General features: G+C 71.8%; 21 protein-coding genes. 6 read left to right on the top strand and 15 right to left on the bottom strand.

What is annotated here, in order from left to right:
• Positions 1-21: 21 nt before the first annotated feature.
• Positions 22-270 carry a hypothetical protein gene (locus DCI01S_RS08520; protein WP_197471380.1) on the bottom strand — a complete coding sequence of 83 codons (249 nt, stop codon included), beginning with the start codon at positions 268-270 and terminating at the stop codon, positions 22-24.
• A 113-nt stretch (positions 271-383) separates the two neighbouring features.
• On the opposite strand from DCI01S_RS08520, the gene DCI01S_RS08515 reads away from it, so the two are divergent.
• Complete coding sequence (locus DCI01S_RS08515; RefSeq protein WP_082767698.1) at positions 384-779, top strand: YchJ family protein; 396 nt, start codon at positions 384-386, stop codon at positions 777-779.
• On the opposite strand, the gene DCI01S_RS08510 is transcribed toward DCI01S_RS08515, so the two are convergent.
• From DCI01S_RS08510 to DCI01S_RS08480, 7 genes are all read right to left on the bottom strand, one after another.
• On the bottom strand, positions 776-1,309 hold the full coding sequence (locus tag DCI01S_RS08510) for a hypothetical protein (RefSeq protein WP_061228822.1): 534 nt from the start codon (positions 1,307-1,309) through the stop codon (positions 776-778). The two genes, DCI01S_RS08515 and DCI01S_RS08510, sit on opposite strands and share 4 nt — an antisense overlap.
• 52 nt (positions 1,310-1,361) lie before the next feature.
• Positions 1,362-2,363 carry a TY-Chap domain-containing protein gene (locus DCI01S_RS08505; protein WP_061228821.1) on the bottom strand — a complete coding sequence of 334 codons (1,002 nt, stop codon included), beginning with the start codon at positions 2,361-2,363 and terminating at the stop codon, positions 1,362-1,364.
• Between the two features lie 87 nt (positions 2,364-2,450).
• On the bottom strand, positions 2,451-3,266 hold the full coding sequence (locus DCI01S_RS08500; protein ID WP_061228820.1) for an NUDIX hydrolase: 816 nt from the start codon (positions 3,264-3,266) through the stop codon (positions 2,451-2,453).
• Positions 3,267-3,325: 59 nt separating this feature from the next.
• Complete coding sequence (locus DCI01S_RS08495) at positions 3,326-3,982, bottom strand: TetR/AcrR family transcriptional regulator (protein WP_061228819.1); 657 nt, start codon at positions 3,980-3,982, stop codon at positions 3,326-3,328.
• Positions 3,979-4,437, bottom strand: a complete 459-nt coding sequence (locus DCI01S_RS08490; RefSeq protein WP_061228818.1) for a DUF3817 domain-containing protein — start codon at positions 4,435-4,437, stop codon at positions 3,979-3,981. The genes DCI01S_RS08495 and DCI01S_RS08490 overlap by 4 nt, the downstream gene beginning before the upstream one ends.
• Positions 4,438-4,520: 83 nt before the next feature.
• Positions 4,521-7,067 (bottom strand): DEAD/DEAH box helicase, encoded by a 2,547-nt coding sequence (locus tag DCI01S_RS08485; protein ID WP_061228817.1) that lies wholly within the window; start codon positions 7,065-7,067, stop codon positions 4,521-4,523.
• A gap of 27 nt (positions 7,068-7,094) precedes the next feature.
• Positions 7,095-8,045 carry a proteasome assembly chaperone family protein gene (locus tag DCI01S_RS08480; protein ID WP_061228816.1) on the bottom strand — a complete coding sequence of 317 codons (951 nt, stop codon included), beginning with the start codon at positions 8,043-8,045 and terminating at the stop codon, positions 7,095-7,097.
• A 211-nt stretch (positions 8,046-8,256) separates the two neighbouring features.
• Here DCI01S_RS08480 and DCI01S_RS08475 point away from each other — a divergent pair, with 211 nt between their 5' ends.
• Entirely contained in the window at positions 8,257-9,570 is a 1,314-nt protein-coding gene (locus tag DCI01S_RS08475; RefSeq protein WP_232303040.1) for a DUF4192 domain-containing protein, read from the top strand.
• Positions 9,571-9,597: 27 nt separating this feature from the next.
• Here the strand turns inward: DCI01S_RS08475 and galE are convergent, their stop codons facing one another.
• The gene (gene galE / locus DCI01S_RS08470; protein WP_007627545.1) at positions 9,598-10,578 is read right to left on the bottom strand and encodes a UDP-glucose 4-epimerase GalE; all 981 of its coding nucleotides are present in this window, start codon (positions 10,576-10,578) and stop codon (positions 9,598-9,600) included.
• Complete coding sequence (locus tag DCI01S_RS08465; protein WP_007627547.1) at positions 10,575-11,264, bottom strand: iron-dependent transcriptional repressor DtxR; 690 nt, start codon at positions 11,262-11,264, stop codon at positions 10,575-10,577. The genes galE and DCI01S_RS08465 overlap by 4 nt, the downstream gene beginning before the upstream one ends.
• A 223-nt stretch (positions 11,265-11,487) precedes the next feature.
• Between DCI01S_RS08465 and DCI01S_RS08460 the strand changes: the two genes are divergently transcribed.
• Both DCI01S_RS08460 and DCI01S_RS08455 read left to right on the top strand, forming a co-directional pair.
• Complete coding sequence (locus DCI01S_RS08460; protein WP_061228846.1) at positions 11,488-12,720, top strand: acetoin utilization protein AcuC; 1,233 nt, start codon at positions 11,488-11,490, stop codon at positions 12,718-12,720.
• Between the two features lie 46 nt (positions 12,721-12,766).
• Positions 12,767-15,535: a bifunctional acetate--CoA ligase family protein/GNAT family N-acetyltransferase gene (locus tag DCI01S_RS08455; RefSeq protein ID WP_061228815.1), complete on the top strand. Its 2,769-nt coding sequence runs from the start codon at positions 12,767-12,769 to the stop codon at positions 15,533-15,535.
• 124 nt (positions 15,536-15,659) lie between these two features.
• Here the strand turns inward: DCI01S_RS08455 and DCI01S_RS08450 are convergent, their stop codons facing one another.
• From DCI01S_RS08450 to DCI01S_RS17855, 4 genes are all read right to left on the bottom strand, one after another.
• The gene (locus DCI01S_RS08450) at positions 15,660-16,628 is read right to left on the bottom strand and encodes a sigma-70 family RNA polymerase sigma factor (protein WP_061228814.1); all 969 of its coding nucleotides are present in this window, start codon (positions 16,626-16,628) and stop codon (positions 15,660-15,662) included.
• 183 nt (positions 16,629-16,811) lie between these two features.
• Positions 16,812-17,249: a D-aminoacyl-tRNA deacylase gene (dtd, locus tag DCI01S_RS08445; protein WP_061228813.1), complete on the bottom strand. Its 438-nt coding sequence runs from the start codon at positions 17,247-17,249 to the stop codon at positions 16,812-16,814.
• Positions 17,246-18,841, bottom strand: coding sequence for a DUF7782 domain-containing protein (locus DCI01S_RS08440; RefSeq protein ID WP_061228812.1), 1,596 nt, complete (start codon positions 18,839-18,841; stop codon positions 17,246-17,248). The genes dtd and DCI01S_RS08440 overlap by 4 nt, the downstream gene beginning before the upstream one ends.
• Positions 18,838-19,422, bottom strand: a complete 585-nt coding sequence (locus tag DCI01S_RS17855; RefSeq protein WP_082767697.1) for a DUF3099 domain-containing protein — start codon at positions 19,420-19,422, stop codon at positions 18,838-18,840. Before DCI01S_RS17855 ends, DCI01S_RS08440 begins: the two co-directional genes overlap by 4 nt.
• A gap of 58 nt (positions 19,423-19,480) precedes the next feature.
• On the opposite strand from DCI01S_RS17855, the gene DCI01S_RS08430 reads away from it, so the two are divergent.
• On the top strand, positions 19,481-19,726 hold the full coding sequence (locus DCI01S_RS08430) for a DUF3039 domain-containing protein (RefSeq protein ID WP_007628744.1): 246 nt from the start codon (positions 19,481-19,483) through the stop codon (positions 19,724-19,726).
• Positions 19,719-21,557, top strand: coding sequence for a DEAD/DEAH box helicase (locus DCI01S_RS08425; protein ID WP_153038667.1), 1,839 nt, complete (start codon positions 19,719-19,721; stop codon positions 21,555-21,557). The genes DCI01S_RS08430 and DCI01S_RS08425 overlap by 8 nt, the downstream gene beginning before the upstream one ends.
• 155 nt (positions 21,558-21,712) lie before the next feature.
• Here the strand turns inward: DCI01S_RS08425 and DCI01S_RS08420 are convergent.
• Positions 21,713-22,940, bottom strand: a 1,228-nt coding sequence (locus DCI01S_RS08420) for an RNA polymerase sigma factor (protein WP_061228810.1), incomplete at its 5' end; no start/stop codon positions are given.

The following is a 22,940-nucleotide window of genomic DNA, read 5'->3' as shown; positions in this document are numbered from 1 at the left end:
TGCGGCGGCCGGGTCGTGAAGTCAGTCGTCCGAGCGGAGCAGCTCGAGGACGGCCGGTGGGATGGCGCCGTCGGCCTCGCGCGGCGTCCACTGCTCGCTGGGGACCCACTGGGAGCCGCAGCCCCGGCACGCGAACAGGGGCTCGCCGCGGCGCTCGACGGGCGTGCGGTTCCAGTTGCACAGGTCGCGGCAGGACCGTACCCGCAGGGCGGCGAGGTCCGGGTCGGCGCGGCGCCGCGCGAGGGAACGGAGGGAGGCTAGTCCAGACATGTCACCGTTCACGATAGTCCGGCGGGGGCAGCGGGGTCCGCGTCGCGGGGGTCGGCAGGGGTGGCCTCGTGCGTCGGTAACCTGGGCGGATCATCGGGGAACGGAGCAGACGGATGAGTGCGTGCCCGTGTGGCAGTGGGATCGATCTCGGGGCGTGTTGCGGCCCGCTCGTGGAGGACGGGGTGCCCGCGCGGACGGCGGAGGAGCTGATGCGCTCGCGCTATACGGCGTTCGCGCTCGGACGGACGGACCACCTCTGGCGCACGTGGCATCCGCGGACGCGTCCGCCGGTCGTGGAGGCGTCGGGTGTGGAGTGGACCGGGCTCACCGTCCTGGAGGTGGTCGCCGGGGGCGAGGGTGACGACGACGGGGTGGTCGAGTTCGAGGCGAGGTACGTCGAGCCCGGCGACCGGGGGGTGATGCGTGAGCGTTCCCTGTTCGAGCGCAGGGGAGGGCGGTGGACGTACGTCGCGGCGGATCCGGCGGGAGCGGGCCCGGCGGGTGCCTAGGACGGCGTCGGATCGACGGGCTGTCGCGTCACCGTGATCGATCCGATCGTGGACGGGCTCGTCAGGTCGATGCGGCCGACCCTGGCTCCACGGGGCACGGTCCACGCCACCATGCCGTTGATCTCCTGCCCGGGGGTCGTCATCACCGACGGGACGAGCGGGTCGGGCACTGTCCCGGAGGGGTCGGTGATCCGCTCGAACGGCCGGCCCGACGGGTCATAGGCGGTGAGGTCCTCGGGGCCGATCTCCGGTTGGCCGGCGGACTGGACCGCGCGCACGTCCACCACGAGGACGGGGTCCGGGTACGAGTAGGACTGCACGAACCGCAGGTTCGACACCGTGACGGTGGCGTCCCAGTTCTCGGCGGACACCGGGAACGGCCGGTCGAACTGCTGGGAAGTGGGCAGCGGCCCGCTCGGTGCGGCGGCTGGGGCGGGTACTCCGCGTCGTTCGTCGCCTCCGACGAGCGAACAGGAACTGGTGAGCATGGTCGCTGCGGTGACCACGGCGACGAGGGCGGCGCGACGCATGGGCACTCCTGTGGCGGGATCGGGCGCCGGGCCCTTCCCGGCGGTGCCGATCCTACGTCTCACCGGTGCCGGGATCGTCGGAGGCGCGCAGGTCGCGGGAGTTCCCGCCGGCGACTCGTCGCGCGAGATCGGGGTAGACGTCGTCGAGTTCGGCGGTGATCTCGGCGAGGTGGATCTTGAAGTTGACGGGGACGAACACCCTGTCGACGAACTCCGACTCGGCCGTGATGGTCGAGCCGTCGAACACGTACCGGCACCACAGTGAGTCGCGGTTGAGGATCGCGACCTCGGTCTCGGCCGCCGCCGCGTCCTGCACCCCGGTCACCAGCGGGCTGCGGAACACGATGAGGGGGAGGGAGCGGTGTGCGCGCACGAAGAGCAGGACACAGCCTGCGGGAACGGTGAACACGTCGTGCTCGTCGGGGTGCATGCGCCTGCGGTAGACCGCGGCGAGCGCCGCGCCCACCGCCCTGGTCGCCTGGTCGGGGTCGGTGATGGGTTGCGGGCGGAAGTCGTCCTCGTCGCCGCTCCCGTGTGGTTCCGTGGGGCCGCCGGGGCGTGCCGCGCTCGCGTCCGCGGGATCCGGGCCGGACGCCGCAGCCCGGGCGTCCGGGTCGTCGACGTCGGCCACGTCGTGGAGGAAGACCGGATGTCGGATTCCGAAGACCTGCTCGAGCGTGCCGGCGACGAGGTGGGTGAGTTCGGTGGCCCGGTCCGTGGGCAGGGCGACCTGGGGCCCGGGTGTCGGCATCGCCGTCGCCTCGGCGTCCGCGGCCCGCCAGCCGAGCGCGGCCAGTTGCGCGAGTTGCGCGGGTCGCAGCGGGGCGGGGGCGTCGTCCGATCCACCCCCGGAGACCTCGGCCTCGAGTCGCCGCTGTCCCACCGCGGTGAAGCGGATGAACGGCGTGAGGGGCGACGGCGCGCCGAAGACGGGCACCGCCAGGTCGAAGGTGGCACCGGGGATCAGGTCACGCAGGAGATCCGCCAGGCGGGAGGCGAACCGGTCCCACCCGGCGGCGATCGACGCGTCCACGTCGAACTCGAATGCCGGCATGCTTGGCAGTCAACCATCGAGTCACCGCGCCCGTCAGCGGTTCGGGCGGTGTCCGACCCACAGGGGCCAGGGATCGTCGGCGCCCGGTCAGGCGTTCTCGCGCGCGTGCCCCGCCTGGTGGTCCGCCCAGTACTCGTCGGAACCGTCGAAGCCCACCCGGATGCCGCCGCGGTGCTCGATGATCTCCGGCTCGATCGGTGAGATCGTGCGTTCCGCCGCCAGGGCGGCGGCGACGTCCGGGAACTCCGACAGGTGACGGAGCTGGGTCCAGGTGGGCGGGAGGAGCATGGAGCGCCCCGCGCGGAAGTCGGCGAGCAGGTCGACCGGGCGCGCCCACATGGTGAGGTCGACCTCGGTGGTCTGGTCGTCGGGTTCCTGACCCACGGGCAACGCGGCGAGGAAGAACCGGGTGTCGTACCGGCGGGGCTCGACCGACGGGGTGATCCAGTGGTCGAACGGGCGCAGGCGATCCGCGGCGAGGGACAGCTCCTCGCGGGCCAGAAAGGCACTGAACGACAGCTCGTGGGCCTCGAGCTCGGTGCGCGCCGCGTGGTACCGCCCCGCGTCGGAGACGGGCGCGCCGTCCCGGTGGTCGGCGAGGAGGACGCCGCACTCCTCGAAGGTCTCGCGGGCCGCGGCGCAGACCAGCCGCCGTGCGCGCGGTTCGTCGCAGCCGAGGCGCTCGGCCCACCACGCGGGGGAGGGGCCGGTCCAGGCGAGGTCAGGGTCGTCGTCGGCGGCGTCGACGCCACCCCCGGGGAACACGGTCATCCCGCCGGCGAAGGCCATGCCCTTGACGCGGCGCGCGACGAACACCTCCGGGCCGGCATCGGAGTCGCGGATCACCATCACGGTGGAGGCGTCCTTGACGGGGCGGGCGGTGGTCTGGTCAACCTCGGTCATGAGGTCAGTCTCGCCCGCCGCATAGTGACACGCGCCACCGGGGTCCGCTCACGGCGCCGTCAGACCGTCGAGCCGACGCCGTCGCCGGGGTCCGACGTGGTGCCGCCCTCGGGGCGGTCGGTCAGTACGCCGTAGAGGACCCGCCGGACGTGCACCTCGAGTTCCCTGCGTCCCTCGCTGGCGGAGGAGCGCTCGACGCCGCACCGCACGATGGTCATGTAGAGGACGTCGAACACGGTCTGGGCGGCGCCGGCCATGTCCGCGGGCGTCACCGCGCCGCCCGCGTACCCCGCGAGTACGGCGGCGATGAGCTCCCGCAGCTCGCCGAGGATGCGTTGCGCTTCGGCCCGGTGGGGGCCGGCCTCTCCGAACAACGTCTCGCGGTGATAGGCGGCGATGTTCTCGGGCTGCCTGTCGAGCGCCACCAGCAGGGGCTCGCACAGGACGACCAGGTCCTCGACCGCGTCCCCGGTCTCGGGAACGGTCTCGACCATCGCGCGGAACTCCTCGTTGGCGACCATGCACAGGAGTTCGCCCTTGGACTGGGCGTAGCGGAAGAGCGTCCCCGTTCCGACCTCGGCGCGGTCGGCCACCTGCTGGGTGGTGACGGTCGAGTACCCGTGCCGGGAGAACAGTTCGAGGGCGGCGGCGTGGATGCGCCGCTGTTTGTCGGCCTTGTTGAGCTCGCGGCGGCCCGGCTCTCGGGTCTGACTCACGAGAACCACTCGGTGGGCGGGCCGGCGGTGACCAGTAGCGAGAACACGATCGCCACCACGATCAGGGTGACCACCAGCGCCACGACGGGCGAGCGCAGTGCGAAGGCGAGGACCCGGTCCGCCGGGCCGTCGGGCCGGTCGCCGCCCGGGCCGAGCCGCCACGGGCCCTCGAGCAGGCCACGTCGCTCGACCGACCGCTCGAACGGGACCGTGGCGTACGGGATCACCGCCGAGGCCAGACCGAGGATCCCGGTGCCGGCGGACCAGCGCTTGTCCGTCCACACCGCCAGGGTCGCCACGACGTAGCACAGGAACACGAATCCGTGGATGCCGCCACCCACCGAGGTGGCCCAGTCCTGCCCGAAGCCGTATTTGCCGATCATCCCCAGAATCAGGAGAGTCCAGGTGACCACCTCCGCCAGAGCGAGTCGCTTGTAGAGAACGCGGGGGGTCACGGCAGGCCTCCAGTCATCGGGTGGGGTTCGTCGGACATCGTACGGTCCCCGGCCCGGTGGGCGGCCCCCCGGTCGGCGACGACTCACCCGTGGAGTGCGAGCGAGGCGAAGCGGACCTCCCCGGCCTCGTCACTGGCGGCGAGATCCACCACCCCCTCGATCGCCCAGCCGTGGTCGCCCTCGGGGTCGTCGAGCACCTGGCGCACCCGCCACGTCCCCGGAGACACCGCGGGGCCCGACTCGCTCACGGTGAACAGCGCCGGGCCCCGCGCGGCGGGCCCGGTCCCGATCTCGTCGTATTCGTCCCAGTAGGCGTCGATCTCCGAGTCCCAGTCGGGGTGCTCGGGCACGTCGGTGTCCAGCTCGGCGAGCCGTTCGATGTCGTCGCGGGCGAGCAGTTCGACGCGGCGGAACATCGCGTTGCGCACCATCACCCGGAACGCACGCCGGTTCGCCGTCACCGGGCGGGCCGCGCCCGCGCTCTCGCCGAAGGCCAGTTCGGCGACCTGCTCAGCGGATACGTCGGGATCGGTGAGCAGCTCCCACTCGTCGAGCAGGCTGGAGTCGACCTGCCGGACCAGTTCGCCCAGCCACTCCACGAGGTCGTCGAACTCCTCGGAACGGCGGTCGGCGGGGACGGTCTGACGCAGCGCGCGGTAGGCGTCGGTGAGGTAGCGCAGGACGGCGCCCTCGGACCGGCCGAGGCCGTAGGCCGAGACGAGGTCCGAGAAGGTCATCCCGCGCTCGACCATCTCGCGGATGACCGACTTGGGGGACGGCTCGATCCCCGACACCCACGGGTGCCCTGCGCGGTAGGCGTCGTACGCGTCGGCGAGGAGGTCGGACAGGGGCTTGGGCCAGGAGATGTCCTCGACCAGCTCCATCCGTTCGGAGTACTCCACGCCGTCGGCCTTGAGGGCGGCGATCGCCTCGCCGCGGGCCTCGCGCTGCTGTGCGTAGAGGATCGGGCGCGGGTCGTCGAGCACCGCCTCGATGACGGAGACCAGGTCCAGCTCGGGGGTCGGGGAGTCGGGGTCGAGGACCTCCATCGCGGCGATCGCGAACGGGGCCAGCGGTTGGTTCAGGGCGAAGTCCCGTTGGAGATCCACGGTCAGCCGTACGTGGCGCCCGTCGTCGTCGGGCTCGGCCAGTCGTTCGACGATCCCGGCGGCCTCCAGCCCCCGGAACAGCTCGATCGCGCGCAGGACGTGGTGGCGCACCCGCGCGCGGGTCTCGTGCGAGGACAGCAGGAGGTGCCGCATGTGGGTGTAGCAGCTGCCGGGTCGGGAGATGATGTTGAGCAGCATCGAGTTGCTCACCTCGAAGCGGCTCGTGAGCTGCTCGGGCTGGGCGCCGACGAGCTTGTCGAAGGTGGAGCGCGACCAGTTGACGAAGCCCTCCGGGGGCTTCTTCTTGGCGGCCTTGGCCTTCTTCTTGGGGCTCGCGGCGGCCTTCGCGGCGGCCTTGGCGTTCTCGATCTCGTGCTCGGGGGCGAGCACCACGACGAATCCCTCGGTGTCGAAGCCTGCGCGGCCCGCACGGCCAGCGATCTGGTGGAACTCGCGCGCCTTGAGCACGCGCTGTCGGCGGCCGTCGAACTTGGTGAGGCCGGTGAACAGGACGGTGCGGATGGGGACGTTGATGCCCACGCCGAGGGTGTCGGTGCCGCAGATGACGGTGAGCAGGCCGTCCTGGGCCAGCCTCTCGACGAGCCGGCGGTACTTGGGCAGCATCCCGGCGTGGTGGACGCCGATGCCGTGGAGGAGGAGCTTGCGGAGCGTCCTACCGAAGTTCGTGGTGAAGCGGAAGCCGCCGATCTCGGTGGCGATGGCGGCTTTCCGATCCTTGTCGGCCACGGCGAGCGAGGTCAGGGCCTGGGCCTGTTCGAGCGCGGCGGCCTGGGTGAAGTGGACGATGTAGACGGGGGCTTTGCCGTCGCGCAGCAGCAGCTCGACCGACTCGTGGACGCCGGACAGCGCGTACTCGAACGAGAGCGGCACCGGGCGCTCGGTGCCGCCGATGTAGACGCACTGCCGACCGGTGCGCCGGTGCAGGTCCTCCTGCAGCCAGTCCACGTCGCCGAGCGTGGCGGACATGAGCAGGAACTGGGTGTCGGGCAGCTCGATGAGCGGGACCTGCCACGCCCAGCCCCGGTCGGGCTCCGAGTAGTAGTGGAACTCGTCCATCACCACCTGCCCGATCTCGGCGCCCGCCCCTTCGCGCAGCGCGATGTTGGCGACGATCTCGGCCGTCGCGCAGACGATGGGGGCGTCGGCGTTGACGGCGGCGTCGCCGGTGAGCATGCCGACGTTCTCGGCCCCGAACACCTCGCACAGCGCGAAGAACTTCTCGCTCACGAGCGCCTTGATAGGCGCGGTGTAGTAACTGCGCTGACCGCGGGCCATCGCGGCGAAGTGGGCGCCGAGGGCGACCAGGGACTTGCCTGACCCGGTGGGGGTGGCGAGCACGACGTGGCTCCCGGCGGCCATCTCGAGTACGGCCTCCTCCTGGGCCGGGTACAGCGTCAGACCCCGGTCCGCGGCCCAGGCCACGAACGCGTCGAACACCGCCTCCTCGTGGAGGTCGGCGGGGACGTCGTCGAGATCGGTGAGGAGTTGGGGCAGCTGCACCCGGCCGAGCCTAGTCGCCGGCGGGCGTCACCCGTCGCGTTGCGGGTCGTCGCCCTGCCCGCCGTCGCCCGTCTGCTGGGCGAGGAACCGCTCGAACTCCGCTCCGATCTCGTCGCCCGACGGCAGTGGCTTGCCGCCCGGGTTGAGGGAGTCGGAACCGAGGCGCGTCTCCATGAACTCGTCGTACTGCTTCTCCATGAGCTCCACGGCGGTGAGGATCTCGGGGCTCTGCGCGATCTGCGCGTTGACCTGGGCGGTGAACTCCTCGGCGGCCTTCTCCAGCTCGGCGGTGGGCAGCTCGAGGTCGGCGATCTCGGCGATGCTGCCGACCAGGTGCAGCACGGCTGCCGGGTAGGCCGTCTGCGACAGGTACTGCGGCACGTGCACGGTGAAGCCCGCGGAGGGAATCCCGTGTTCGGCCATCCGCAGCTCGAGCAGGGAGGTCACGTTGCCGGGCACCGAGAACTCGCCGGGCCAGGCGGAGAACCCCTTGATGAGGTCCACATCGCTGGCGTGGGCGCTCGAGTTGGTGGGCCGGGTGTGGGGGACGCCGAGGGGCATCGCTCCCAGCCCGATCGACATCCGGACCCCGAAGGACCCGGCGAGGTCGATCACGGACTCGGTGAAGCCGTCCCACTTGAGATCCGGCTCGAGCCCGGACAGGAGCAGGAAGGACGTTCCGTCGGAGGCCTTGACCGCGTGCATCTGGATGGTCGGCTCGTTGTAGTCCGCGAAGCGGTCGAACGAGTACTTGAGATGCGGGCGGCGCGAGCGGTAGTCCACGAGCTCGTCGACGTCGAACTCGACGATGAGCTGGGAGTCCAGGCTCTCGCGGAGATGCTCGGACACGCCCTGGATCGCCAGTCCGGCATCGGAGAAGCCCTCCAGTCCGTGCACGAGGACCGGCCCGCGGCCGTCCTCGGAACGCAGGTCGGGAACGGGTTCGATCAGTCGGTACAGATCGCTGTGCCTGGCCATGTCGACTCCTCTCGTCACCACACCCCGTCCGTCGGTGGCGGGGCTCGCCCGGTCGTCCATCCGGGACGGGGGGTTCACCACTGTCACAACGTCACCACCCGCGAGATGATTCCCGCGCGATCCCCACAGGCCCCGTCTCCCTCCACAGGCGGCGGTCGGTCCGGCGTCCCGGGGCGGGGAGCGGCCGCCGGGGTGGCCGATGGTGGGTCCGGTGCACGACACCCGCGGACCACGCCACGACGGGGCGTGGACGCGCGAGACGAACGGGCGGCGAGCGATGACGACGGGCGAGTTGAAGGACGAGGGCGGCACGGACGGGCGGGCGACGGTGGTGATCACCTCGCCGGAGGAGCTGATCGCCTCGATACCGGCGATGCTCGGCTTCCCGCCGGGGCCGGGGTCGGTGGTGATCCTGTGCGGTCGCACCGCGGACGGTGGACAGGGGCCGGTGGTGCGGATGGACGTCGACCGGCTGCTGGACGACGGCCGTGGATTCCCCGGGGCCGACGACCTCCTCGACGACCCAGACGACCCCGACGACCTCGCCGACCTCGACGATCCGTTAGTCGAGGACCCGCTGGACGGCCTCCCCGGTGACGCGGGCGACCCCGGCGACGCCGCGATCGGTCGTGCCCGTCCGGCGATCGACCCCGGCCCGGCGCGGGGACTCGCGCGGTTCTGCGCGCGGGAGGGCATCGACTCGGTGCACCTGGTGGTGGTCCACGAGAACTGTGCGGACGGGTATCTGGCGGGGCTGCGTGCGGAGGACGCCGCGTCGGCGTTCGAATACTGGCTGGGCGAGGCGGGCACCGGGGTGGAGGCGGCCTACGGGGTCGGTGAGTTCGCCGAGGGGGAGCCGTGGGTGGATCTGTTCGGGATGACCCGGGGTGTGCAGATCGACCCGGACACGACGCAGATCGCCGCGGTACACGCGTACGACGGCCGCGTCCGGGCCGGCTCGAGGGACGAGATCGACCGGCTGTACCTCGTCCGCGACCCCGACGCGTGCGACGAGGACCGCCCGGATGACGCCGTCGTGGGCGGTGCGGGAGAGGTGGACGCGGCCGACCCGGGTGGCGGGTCCGCAGGGGGACGCGACCGGCGCGCGGAGCGGGCGCGCGCGGTCGCGGCGGCGGTGGAGCGCCATGACGACGCCGCGCGTCGGCTGGGAGTGGGGGAGGAGGTCGACGACGACGAGCTCGCCGCCATCGGGCGGGACCTGCTGGTGATCGCCGTTCGTGACGAGATCTACCGACGTCTCGCGCAGCGGGGGCTGGGCGATCGCGACGGTCGGCGGCTCGTGTGGTGGGCGGTCGCGCGTCGTCGGCCCGCGCGCGAACGCTCGGTGGCGCTGTTGCTGTTGGGTGCGGCGTCGTACTTCGCGGGCAGCGGGGTGCACGCGTGGTCGGCGCTGTCGGCCGCCGTCGACGCCGACCCGGGGAACAACCTGGCCCGGCTGCTGCTCCAGGGGCTGCACCACGGGATGGCGCCCGAGCGGCTCAGGAGGGTGGCGGCGACCGCGTGAGCCGTGTCCGCGGCGGGAGGCCGCCCGTCAGCGGGGGGCCGAGTGGGCGCGGTCGCCGAGCGCCCCGGTGAACGCCCAGGCGTCCTCGACCACCGTGCGCAGGTCCGTCCGGGTGGGGTTCCAACCGAGCTCGGCGATCGCCCGGGCGCTCGAGGCCACGAGGACCGCGGGGTCGCCGGCGCGCCGGGGGGCGACGACGTCCGGGATCGGGTGCCCGGTGACCTCGCGGCACACGTCGATCACCTCGCGGACGGAGAATCCCTCGCCGCTGCCGAGATTGAGCACACGGTGGACCCCCGGGGCGTTGGACTCCAGGGCCAGCAGGTGGGCGTCCGCGAGGTCCGCGACGTGGATGTAGTCGCGGATGCAGGTGCCGTCGGGGGTGGGCCAGTCGTCGCCGAAGACCTTGATGTGGTCCCGGTGACCCAGGGCGACCTGGAGCACCAGCGGGATGAGGTGGGTCTCCACGACCCGGTTCTCACCCGCGCCGTGGTAGGCGCCGGCGACGTTGAAGTAGCGCAGGCTGGTCGCGGCGAGTCCGTGCGCGACCGCGTACGAGGTGATGGCGTGGTCGATCGCCAGCTTGGTCGCCCCGTAGGTGTTGGTCGGCCGGGTGGGCATGTCCTCGGTGATGGGCACCTGCTCGGGCTCGCCGTAGGTGGCCGCGGTGGAGGAGAACACGAGGTTCCCGACACCGGCCGCCCGCATGGCGTCCAACAGGGCCAGCGACGTGACCACGTTGCCCTGCCAGTACTCCTCGGGCTTCTCGACGGACTCGCCGACGAGCGAGCGCGCGGCGAAGTGCAGCACGCCGTCGAAGGACGGGTCGAGGACCTCGCCCGCGCGGGCGGCGACGTCACCCTCGAGGAAGGTCGCCCCCTCGGGGACGCCGTCCCGGTTACCGGTGGACAGGTCGTCGAGGATCACCACCTCGTGCCCGCGCTCGATGAGGACGGTGGCGCACACTCCGCCGACGTACCCGGCCCCGCCGGTGACGAGGAGTTTCACGACAGGATCTCGACCTGGATGGCGTGGGCGTGGTCGCCGTCGAGTTCGACGGTGCGGCCGTCCCCCGAGTCGAGTTCGACGAGGTGCCCGCGGCGGGTCGCGGTGACGGTCTTGAGCGGCTCCACGCCGGCGGCGCGGAACTCGGAGATCAGGTCCGTGTCGATCTGCACGTTCTCGCCGATCGCCCGGATGCGCACGGTGTGCGGTGTGTCGGTGGGCAGCGCGGATAGCCGGACGTGGTCGCCGTGGTCGAGCGTCGACTCGGCGTAGCCGATGCGGTCCAGACCGGGGATCGGATTGCCGTAGGGCGACGTCCGGGGGTCGTCGAGCACCTCGATGAGACGCCGTTCGACGTCGTCGCTCATCACGTGCTCCCACCGGCACGCCTCGGCGTGGACCTTCTCGAGCTCGAGCCCGATCACGTCCACCAGGAGCCGCTCGGCCAGGCGGTGCTTGCGCATCACGTCCACCGCGAGCTCGCGCCCGGTGGCGGTGAGCTGGAGGTGCCGGTCGGGTGCGACGAGCACCAGCCCGTCGCGCTCCATCCGGGCCACCGTCTGGCTCACGGTCGGGCCGCTCTGCTCGAGGCGCTCCGCGATCCGCGCCCGCAGCGGGATCACGCCCTCCTCCTCGAGTTCGTAGATGGTGCGGAGGTACATCTCGGTGGTGTCCACCAGGTCCTTCACGCTGCAGTCCTCCACGTCTGGATTCGAATCGACATCCCGGTGGGTGACGACACCGACCGGGTTCTCACACCGAGACTACCGTCGGGCCACCGACCGGGGTGGGGAGCCGACGTTCATCGGCCGCCCCCGTCGTCGCCGCGTAGATTGTTGAGGTGATGTACCCCACGGATCTGGCGGGGTGCGCGGGCCGGGAGAGACCCGGTCCGACGAGAGGGCGGTGGCCATGGCCGGGATCGCGGACGGCGTCGAGGCGAAGGTGGTGTGGAGCCCGTCGCTGCTCGAGTACCGACACTCCGCCGATCACCCCATGAGTCCGAGGCGCCTCGACCTGACCATGTCGCTGGCCACCGAACTCGGCGTGCTGCAGGGGGTGGAGTTGCTCGATCCCGGCACGGCCGGTGACGACGAGCTGCTGCGGGTGCACACCTCGCGCTACATCGACGCCGTGAAGGCGGCCGGCGACCTGTCGCCGGGGGAGCACGTCGGGATGAGCCACGGTCTGGGCACGGCCGACAACCCGACGTTCCCGGCGATGCACGAGGCCAGCGCGGCGGTCGCCGGCGGCACGCTGACGGCCGCCCGCGCGGTGGCCAGCGGGGCCGCGACGCGCGCGGTCTCCGTCGCCGGCGGGATGCATCACGCGATGCCCGCGGCCGCCGCCGGATTCTGCGTGTACAACGACGCGGCCGTGGCGATCAGCTGGCTGCTGGACAACGGTTTCGACCGCATCGCCTACGTCGACCTCGACGTCCACCACGGCGACGGCGTCCAGACCGCGTTCTACGAGGATCCCCGCGTCCTCACGGTCTCACTGCACCAGCACCCCGCGACCCTCTGGCCGTCGACGGGCTGGGCGTCCGAGGCCGGCGTGGGCCGCGCGGAGGGCACGGCCGTCAACCTCGCGTTCCTGCCCGCGGTCACCGACGACCTCTGGCTCCGCGGTTTCCACGCCGTGGTCCCGGGCGTCCTGCGCGCGTTCGAACCGCAGATCATCGTCCTGCAGGCGGGGTGCGACTCGCACCGCGAGGACCCCCTCGCCGATCTGTCGTTGACCGTCGACGGACACCGGCGTTCATACCTTGACGTCATCGCCCTGGCCGACGAGCTCTGCGAGGGGCGCCTCATCGCGGTCGGCGGCGGTGGCTACGAGCTGGTGCGGGTGGTCCCGCGCTCGTGGACCCACCTCATCGCGGCGGTTCTCGGGGCGCCGGTCGACCCGGGCACGGCGATCCCGGAGGGGTGGCGGTCCGCCGCCGGTCGGCTCACCGTTCCCGATCGGGTCCCGAAGGTGATGGGCGACGGCGAGATGCCGACGTTCGCACCGTGGGAGCCGGCGGGCGCCGACCGCGGGGTCGAGATGGACCGCTCGCTGGCCCGGCTGGACCAGTCGATCCTCGACACCCGTCGCACGGTCTACCCCCTGCTGGGGCTCGATCCCGACGACCCCCGGGACTGACCGCTTCTCGAGCCCCGTCCGGCACGACCTCGCATTGGAGGACCCCATGGCGCACCCCGGCGACCCCGCGACCGGCCCCACCGCAACCGAGACCCCGGAACCCGGCGGGCGTCCGGGCGATCCGCCCCCCGCGGTCGATCCGCCCGAGCACGCCTCGACCGACACCTCGGTCGACGAGTACCCCGAGGGCTACCCGCACGAGTGGGCCGCGGACGTCCTCGGCTCGGACGGCCGGGCGGTGCGGATCCGCCCGATCCTGCCCAACGACGCCGAGAAGATCGCCCGCTTCCACACCAGCCTGTCCGAACGCACCCGTTACCTGCGCTATTTCGGATCCCGGGACGTCCTGAGCGATCGGGAACTACGGCGGATGACCCACGTCGACTACCGCGACCGGATGGCGTTCGTCGCCGAGTTGGGCGCGGAGATCATCGGGATGGCGATCTACGAACGGCTGCCGGACTCCACGTTCGCGGAGGTCGCCTTCACGATCTCCGATCAGCACCAGGGCCGGGGGCTGGGCTCGATCTTCCTCGAGCACCTGGCCGGCGCGGCGGCCGAGTGCGGGATCGACCACTTCGAGGCTGAGGTCCTCTCCGAGAACCGGTCGATGATCCAGGTGTTCCGCCGAGCCGGGTACGAGATCTCACGGTCCTTCGACGGCTCCACGCTGCACCTCGAGTTCGCCATCGATCCCACCGAGGCGCTGACGAACGTCCGGAACTCGCGGGAGGCCGCGGCGGAGGCCCGGAGCCTGGCGCGGGTGCTGAACCCGGGATCGGTCGCCGTGATCGGCGCGTCCGACCAGGTGGGCAAGATCGGCCACACCGTCATGCGCAACCTCATCGGCAACGGGTTCGCCGGCCCCGTCTACCCCGTCAACTCGGACGCCACCTCGGTGCAGTCGGTCCGCGCGTACGCGAGCGTCCGGCACATCCCGGATCCTGTCGACCTCGCCGTCGTCGCCGTGCCCGCCGCCTCGATGTCGGAGGTCCTCGACGACTGCCTGTCCAAGGAGGTGTCGACGCTCGTCGTCATCTCCGCCGGGTTCTCCGACGTGGGGAGCGCGGGAGTCGTCTCGGAGCGACGACTGGTCAGCGAGGCCAGGGCGCACGGGATGCGCGTCGTCGGCCCCAACGCGCTCGGTGTGATCAACACCTCCGCCGACGTCAAGCTCAACGCCACGCTGGCCGAGGTCGTCCCCGGCCCGGGCCGGGCCGGATTCTTCTGCCAGTCCGGTGCGCTCGGCATCGCGATCCTCGCCGCCGCGGCGCGGCGCGGGCTCGGGCTGTCGACGTTCGTCTCCGCCGGCAACCGCGCGGACGTGTCCGGTAACGACCTGCTGCAGTACTGGGACACGGACACCTCGACCGAGGTGGTCCTGCTCTACCTTGAAAGCTTCGGTAACGCCCGCAAGTTCTCGCGGATCGCGCGGCGCGTGGCCCGCAACAAGCCGGTCGTGGTCGTGCGGCGGGCCGTGGACGACCTGGAGTCCGGCGTGGAGGGGCTTACCGCGAACGCGATCGGGGGACTGTTCCGCGACTCCGGCCTCATCCAGGTGGACTCCATCACCGACATGTTCGACACCGCCACCCTGCTCGCCTACCAACCGCTGCCCACCGGCGGTCGCCTGGGGATCGTGGGCAACTCCTCGGCCGTCGGCAGGCTCGGCGCGGACTCCGCCCGCCAGCAGGGGTTCACCGTCTCCCACGCCGTGGACCTGGGTGCCGGGGCGTCGCCCGAACAGTTCCGCGAGGCCATCGCGGACGCGCTCGCGCGAGACGAGGTCGACTCGGTTCTCACGGTGTTCGTCCCGCCGGTCGCCACGGATCCGGACTCTTATGCCGAGGCGATCCGCGCGGCGGCGGCGGAGAGCGCCAAGCCGGTGGTGAGTACGTTCCTCGCCGGCGAGGGCCTGCCCGAGGGGTTGACCGTGACGGACGAGTCGGGCGTGGCGGCCCGCGGTTCGATCCCGTCCTACCCCTACCCGGAACGCGCGGTGTCGGCGCTCGTGCGGGCCCGGCGGTACGCCGAGTGGCTCGACCGGCCGGCCGAGGAGCCCGCCGAATACTCCGATATCGACCGCGCTCGGGCCCGCGAGCTCGTGGACTCGCTGTCCCAGCTCCACGCCGGGACCGAGTCGTTCGAGCTCACGCAGGGCCAGGTCCGGGCCCTGCTCGAGTGCTACGGGATCGACATCGTCGACTACCGCGTCGTCACCGACGTCGATCAGGCCGTGATGGCGGCCGACGAGCTGGGCTACCCGGTAGCGGTCAAGGCGATGAGTGACCGGTGGCGCACCCGCAGCGACCAGTCGGGGGTCCGCCTCGACCTCGCCGACTCCGCGGCGGTGCGGCACGCCTTCGCGTTGCTCCAGTCCACGACCGGGTCGCGGTCGCTGCACGTGCAGAAGATGGCCACGAAGGGCGTCGCGGTGACCATCCGCGTCGCGGACCACCCGATCTTCGGCTCGTTGATCTCGTTCGGACTGTCCGGGATGCTCTCCGACCTGCTCGCCGACCGGGCGTTCAGCACACTGCCCATCTCCCCCTCCGAGGCGTCGGCGCTCCTCGGCAGACCGCGGGCGGCGCCGATCCTCGACGGCTACGCGGGGGACGCGCCGGTCGACCGCGACGCACTTGTGGAACTCATGGGGCGGGTGTCATGTCTGGTGGAGGACGTCCCCGAACTGCGCCGCCTGGCGATCGACCCCGGACTGGCCGCACCCGACGGGCTCTCCGTGCTCTACGCCACTGTGCGGCTCGGTCCGCCGCCCCGCTTCAGCGGGAACGAGGGGCCCCGCAGGCTCCGCTGACGCCGGTGCCCGGTGCCCGGTGCCCGGTGGCCGCGGCGACGACCACGCGGGCACCGGCACAGACGAGCGGCGGCCCCGCCCTTCGTGGGCGGGGCCGCCGGAGTGTGACCGGGGTCGGGGAGGATCAGACCGCGTAGGACCGCAGCTTGTCGGCGCGACGGCCCTCACGGAGCTTGGCCATGACCTCACGCTCGATCTGGCGGACGCGCTCACGGGACAGGCCGAAGCGCTTGCCGATCTGGTCGAGGGTGCGGGGCTGCCCGTCGTCGAGCCCGAACCGCAGGGTGATGACCTGCTGCTCACGCTCCTCGAGAGTGGCCAGCACGGCGCGCACGTCCGAGTGCATGACGTTGGACACCACCGTGTTCTCGGCGCTGGTGGCCTCGGCGTCCTCGATGAAATCGCCGAGCGGGGCCTCCTCGTCCGCGCCGACCGGCATGTCCAGGCTCACCGGGTCGCGCGAGTGGTCGAGGAGCTCCTCGATCTTGTGAGCGGGGATCCCCGACTCCTCGGCCAGTTCCTCGAGTGTGGCCTCGCGGCCCAGCTGCTGGTGCAGCTCACGCTTGATGCGCGCGAGCTTGTTGACCTGCTCGACCAGGTGGACCGGGAGACGGATCGTGCGCGACTGGTCGGCCATGCCGCGCGTGATGGCCTGGCGGATCCACCACGTGGCGTAGGTCGAGAACTTGAAGCCCTTGGCGTAGTCGAACTTCTCCATCGCACGGATCAGGCCCAGGTTGCCCTCCTGGATGAGATCCAGCAGCGGCATCCCCCGGCCCGTGTAGCGCTTGGCCAGCGAGACCACCAGACGCAGGTTGGCCTCGAGGAGGTGGGCGCGGGCGGCCTCGCCCTCGGCGACGATCGTCTTGAGATCCGCCTTCTTCACCGGGCCGAGACGCTTCTTGGTCTCCAACAGGTGCTTGGCATAGAGACCGGCCTCGATCCGCTTGGACAGCTCCACCTCGTCCTCGGCGTTCAACAGAGCCGTCTTGCCGATCCCGTTGAGGTAGACACGGACCAGGTCAGCGCTCGGGCTCTGGCCTTCCGGATCCGCCTCCGTCCGACGGTCCGATCGGGTGATGGCTGACGTCATGTCTCCTCCTCCTGCCTGGCCTTGTGACGAGGCCGGCGTTCGGTTGCTGGTGGACGGATCAGGCGCGTGCCCGGGTCACGGTCACGTACACCTACAACGACGGGGGTGCCGGCAATGTTCCCCGACCGATGATTTCGGTCACGGACCGTGCCGTAAAGGCCGTCACCCTGCCGCGTCGGCGGCTCAGGCCGAGCCCGGCGTCTCCACCAACACCGTGAACGGGCCGTCGTTGACGGAGTGGACCTGCATCATCGCGCCGAACACGCCCGTGGACACCTCGAGTCCCCGCTCACGCAGACCGGCCACCACCGCCCGGACCACGGGCTCGGCCCTGTCCCCGGGAGCCGCCCTCGCCCACGACGGTCGCCTGCCCTTGGCGGTCGAGCCCATCAGCGTGAACTGACTGACGACCAACACCGGGGCGCCCACCTCCGCGACGCTGCGCTCCTCCCGCAGGATCCGGAGTTCCGAGATCTTGCGGACCATCGTCGCGACGTCCGCCTCGTCGTCGTCGTTCGAGACCCCCAGCAATACCAGGAGGCCGGGCGCCGACAATGACCCGACGAGCTCTCCGTCGACGGTCACCGACGCCTCGGTGACGCGCGAGATGACCGCCCTCACCCGCGCGGCCCCCCGGGCGCGGCGGCGACGGCCCCCGGCGGCAGGAGGCCCGGCACACCGACCGGCACCACGAACCCGTGCACGAACAGGTCCGCGATCACCCGTCGGACGGGTGCGGCCAGCTCGTCCGGATCCTCACCGGCGCCGGCCGCGGCGAGCACCACCAGGTCCTCCAACGGAAGCGCGCCTGTCCGGGCGCCCTTCAGCACCGCCGCGGTGAGAGGGTCGATCTCGTGGCGCCAGCGGGCGCCGGTCACGCGCTCCACCACCACGGTCGACGCGCCCGGCGCGCCCGCCCCCTCCGGGTCGGTCGGTGCGAGGGATTCCGAGACGTGCAGGTGGACGTCGGGCGAGACCGTGAACACGGTCGCGTCCAGTGCGCGGTCCTGCCCGCCGTGGCGCCCGGCGGCCGCGCGCAGCCACGCGGTGCGCGCGAAATACGCCTCCGCCTCGTCCCCGAGGCCTTCGCCGAACGGATGGGTGAGGTCCTCGCACAACACCGACGACGGTCCCTCGACGCGGCGGAGATACACGTAGCCGAACCCGACCCCGGCGACGTCCTCGGCCTCGAAGTGGTCCAGCCAGCGGTCCGTCGCCCGCCACGTGGACTCGTCCCGCGGATCCATGCCCTCGTCCGTGAGCCACGTCCACACATACAGTCCCGGCTCGGAGACGTCCCGGCGGAGGATCCAGGCGTCCACGCCCTCGGACGGCACCCACGACGCCACCCGGCTCCGCCAATCGGTGTCCTCGCGCTCCACCCAGGACGCCAACATGACGGCCGTCCCGCCGTCCGCCAGATGGTCGGCGGCGCCGGACACCACCGTCCGACTCGCACCATCGAGCGCCAGGCCCGACTCGCGGTACGAATGCCCGGTCTCCGGCGGCCCCACCACGAACGGGGGATTGGCGACGATCCGGTCGAATCGACGGCCCGCCACCGGCTCGAACCACGAGCCCCGCAGTAGCTCGGCCCGCAGGTCGTTGATCGCCAGCGTCGCGGCGGCCAGTTCGAGGCACCGCGGGGTGATGTCGGTCCCGGTGGCGGATCCGGCGGTGTCCAACGCGTGGACCATCTGGATGCCGCACCCGGTGCCCACGTCCAGAACCGACCCGGTCGGCGAGGTGGGCGTGACCCGCAGCAGCGAGAGCGTCGCCTGGCCGACCCCCAGCACGTGGTCCGGCCGGGTGACGGTCCGCACCATCGACCCGTCGGGATCCGCGAACACCCACCGCGTCCCGTGGCCGGTGTCCACCGGGCGCAGGTCGACCACCGCGCGCAGTGCCGCACCGCCGTCGGCCGGCTCCCACAGGCCGGCGTCCACGCCTGCGCGCGGCTCGACGCCGGGGAGCGCGTCCGTCACCGCGGACGTCGGCAGCGGATCACCCAGCGCGAACAGGCGCACCAGCAGCCCGGCCGGACCTGCCGAGCACGCGTATCGGCGCACCGTCGCGGCGTCCGACCTGCCCAGCGCCGCGACCGCCTCCGGCCCGAGCCTGCGCTCGAGGCCCTCGACCGTGTAGTCGTGCCGGCGGAAGGCGTCCGCGAGCGCGGGCGCGAGATCGGCGAGGGTAGGGGGCGGGCTCGTCACTGGTCGGAGTCGCTCTCGTCGGGGGTGGGGTGGCTGCGGGGTGACCCGGAGCCGGGGGAGTCGGGCCCGGGGTCGGTCCGGTCGTGGGGGGCGCTGTCGGTCCGGGTCGAATCGGGCCCACGTTCGGTCCGGCCGTGGGGGCCGCCGTCCTGGCCGGTCGCACCCGGCGGCGGGCCGATCGCGCGGCGGCCCCCGGTGTCGGCATCCGGACCGGAGCCGCCCGCGGCGCCGGTGAGGCTGGACGGCAACGCGTAGGGGGCGTTCGAGGGCAGGCTCCCGGCGGTGTACTTCCGGGCCTGCCCTTTGGGCAGGGGCGGTCGGTCGTTGGCCCCGATGACGGCGATCCACGGGATCGGGATGGACCCCGCCACGATCGCCAACGCGATCCACGGGTTGTTCCAGAGGGCGAGCGACCCCGCGGCCAGGAGCAGCGCGGGGATCCGCACGCTCATCAGCACGAAGTAGCGCTTCTTCCGGGCCGCGAGCTCGTCCCTGTAGGACTCACGCGCGCCCGTGATGAGCACGGGGCTCGAGGTGTCGTCCCGTTCGCCGGATCGATGACGGCGGAAGTCGGGTGCCATGGGGCCCAAGGTACTCCGGCGTTGGCGCGGCGACGCCCGGGTGCGGCATCATGAGGGGGTGAGCACCACCCGGACCAAGACACTCGAGCGCCCCGAGGTCACCACGACCGAGGAGACGCAGGACGACGCGCCCAAGTTCTTCCACTACGTGGACAAGAGCAAGATCGCGGAGAGCGCGGTCATGGGCACCTATGTGATCGCCCTGTGTGGTGAGGTCTTCCCGGTCACCCGCTCCGCCAAGCCCGGCTCGCCGGTGTGCCCGGAGTGCAAGCGCGTCTACGAGACTCTGAAGCCTGGTGAGTGACCCCGGCGCGGTCCCGGGCCCAGACGAGACGACCGCAGAATCCGCCCCCCGCCCCGCCGGGGGTGGTTCGCTGCGCGCCTGGCAGCGGACCGCTCTGCGCAAGTACCTCATGGCGCGGCCGAAGGACTTCCTGGCCGTGGCAACGCCGGGCGCCGGTAAGACGACCTTCGGTCTGCGGGTCGCCTCCGAGCTCCTCGCCGACCGCACAGTCGACGCCATCACCGTCGTCGCCCCCACCGAGCACCTCAAGTACCAGTGGGCTGCGTCAGCCGCGCGATCCGGCATCGCGCTCGACCCCGAGCACTCCAACTCCTCGGGCGCCCTGGCTCCCGAGTACCACGGGGTGGTGGTGACGTACGCCCAGGTGGCCGCGCACCCATTCAAACACCGCGAACGCACCGCCTCGAGGCGGACACTGGTGATCCTCGACGAGATCCACCACGGCGGCGACGCGAAGAGCTGGGGTGACGCGATCCGCGAGGCGTTCGAGGACGCCGAGCGGCGCCTGTCGCTGACGGGTACCCCCTTCCGTTCCGACGACAGCCCGATCCCGTTCGTCACCTACGAACCCGACGGGCAGGGGCACCAGCGCTCCAAGGCCGACCACTCGTACGGCTACGCCGACGCCCTGGCCGACGGCGTCGTCCGGCCGGTCGTCTTCCTCGCCTACTCGGGCGAGGCCCGCTGGCGGAGCAACGCCGGGGAGGAGTTCTCGGCCCGCCTCGGCGAGCCCCTGAGCGCCGACCAGATGTCCCGCGCCTGGCGCGTCGCGCTGGACCCCCACGGCGACTGGATGCCGGCCGTCCTGCAGGCCGCCCACACGCGCCTGCGGCAGATCCGTGCGGGCGGGGTGCCCGACGCCGGCGGCCTGGTGATCGCGACCGACCAGGAACGCGCGCGCGACTACGCGGCGCTGCTCACCGAGATCACGGGCACGCCGCCGACGCTCGTCCTGTCCGACGACCCCACGGCCTCCAGCCGGATCGGCACCTTCTCCGACTCGACCGACGAGTGGATGGTCGCCGTGCGGATGGTGTCCGAGGGCGTCGACGTCCCCCGGCTGTGCGTGGGCGTCTACGCCACCAGCGCCTCCACGCCCCTGTACTTCGCCCAGGCCATCGGCCGTTTCGTGCGCTCCCGCCGGCCGGGGGAGACCGCCTCGGTGTTCCTGCCGTCCGTGCCTGTACTCCTGCAGCTGGCCTCGCAGATGGAGGCCCAGCGCGACCACGTCCTGGGCAAGCCACACCGGGAGGAGGGGCTGGAGGACCAGCTCCTCGCCCAGGCGAACCAGCAGCAGGACGAGAACACCGAGGACGAGGAGGACCGAGGTTACATCTCCCTCGGCGCCGACGCGGAACTCGACCAGATCGTGTACGAAGGGTCCTCCTACGGGACCGCGACCTTCGCCGGCAGCGAGGAGGAGGCCGACTATATCGGCCTGCCCGGACTGCTGGGAGCCGACGACGTCAAGGCGCTCCTGCGGCAGCGGGAGAAGGAGCAGATCAAGCGGGCGTCCGCGGAGTCTTCCTCCGGACCCGGCGCGGTCGCCGTCGTGGGCTCCGACCCGTCGGTGGCAGGCACGACGCTTCCCGGGAACGCGGCCGGGCCCGGTGCCCATGCCGGGGCCGCCGCGGACCGGGTGGCCTCCGCCGCCGAACTCAAGGACCTGCGACGCCAGCTCAACACCCTCGTGTCGGTGTACTCAGGCCGGCTGGGCAAGTCGCACGGCGCGATCCACACCCAGCTGCGCAACGCGTGTGGTGGCCCGCCCGTGCCGATGGCCTCCGCCGAGCAGATCCGGGAACGGATCAGCCTGCTCCGCAGCTGGTGAACGCCCCTACTCCGGGGTCGGGTGCCGCGCCGGAGGACGCGCGATGGCAGAGGGCGGTGTACACGGAAGGCACACCTGAGCCGGTCCGCACAGACGAGAACGGGCCCCCGCCGGTCGTCCGGCGAAGGCCCGCTGCAGCGGTCTTGTCAGTCCAGTCAGTCCAGGTAGTCCCGCAGGACCTGCGAGCGCGACGGGTGCCGCAGCTTGGACATGGTCTTGGACTCGATCTGACGGATGCGCTCACGGGTGACCCCGTAGACCTGGCCGATCTCGTCGAGCGTGCGCGGCAGACCGTCGGTGAGGCCGAAGCGCAACCGGACGACGCCGGCCTCACGCTCGGAGAGCGTGTCGAGCACGGAGCGGAGCTGGTCCTGCAGCAGGGTGAAGCTCACGGCGTCCACGGCCACCACGGCCTCGGAGTCTTCGATGAAGTCGCCGAGCTGCGAGTCGCCCTCGTCGCCGATGGTCTGGTCCAGCGAGATGGGCTCCCGGGCGTACTGCTGGATCTCCAGCACCTTCTCCGGGGTGATGTCCATCTCCTTGGCCAGCTCCTCCGGGGTGGGCTCGCGGCCCAGGTCCTGGAGCAGCTCGCGCTGGATGCGGCCGAGCTTGTTGATGACCTCGACCATGTGCACCGGGATGCGGATGGTGCGGGCCTGGTCGGCCATCGCGCGGGTGATGGCCTGACGGATCCACCACGTGGCGTACGTGGAGAACTTGTAGCCCTTGGTGTAGTCGAACTTCTCGACGGCGCGGATGAGGCCGAGGTTGCCCTCCTGGATGAGGTCCAAGAACGCCATGCCGCGGCCGGTGTAGCGCTTGGCCAGCGACACGACGAGGCGGAGGTTGGCCTCGAGGAGGTGGTTCTTGGCGCGCACACCGTCCCGCTCGATCCACTTGAAGTCGCGGCGCTGCGCGGTGGTGAGCTTCTCGCCGCGCTCGATGACCTGTGCCATGTACCAGGTGGCGTATAGGCCGGCCTCGATGCGCTTGGCGAGCTCGACCTCCTCCTCGGCGTTGAGGAGGGCGACCTTGCCGATCTGCTTGAGATAGGCGCGGACGGAGTCGGCGGAGGCGGTGAGCTCGGCGTCCTTGCGGGCCTGGCGGAGGGCCTCGGACTCGTCCTCGTCCCAGACGAAGTCGCCCGACGCCTTGTCCTTGGCGCTGGGCTCCGCCTTGGTCTCCTCGTCGGCCTGCTCGTCTTCGACGCTCTCGACATCCACCTCGACGTCTTCGAGCTCGGACGTGTCGGGCTCGACCTCGATAGAATCCCCGGCGTCCTCCAACTGGTCGTCCTCGACCACGTCGGCGCCCGCGGGGGAGGCGGTCTTCTTGGCGGCCGTCTTCTTGGCCGCGGTCTTCTTGGCGGCGGTCTTCTTGGCC

Source organism: Dietzia cinnamea NBRC 102147 (genome assembly GCF_001571065.1).
GTDB lineage: Bacteria > Actinomycetota > Actinomycetes > Mycobacteriales > Mycobacteriaceae > Dietzia > Dietzia cinnamea.
This window is presented reverse-complemented; position numbering and strand designations above follow the sequence as displayed.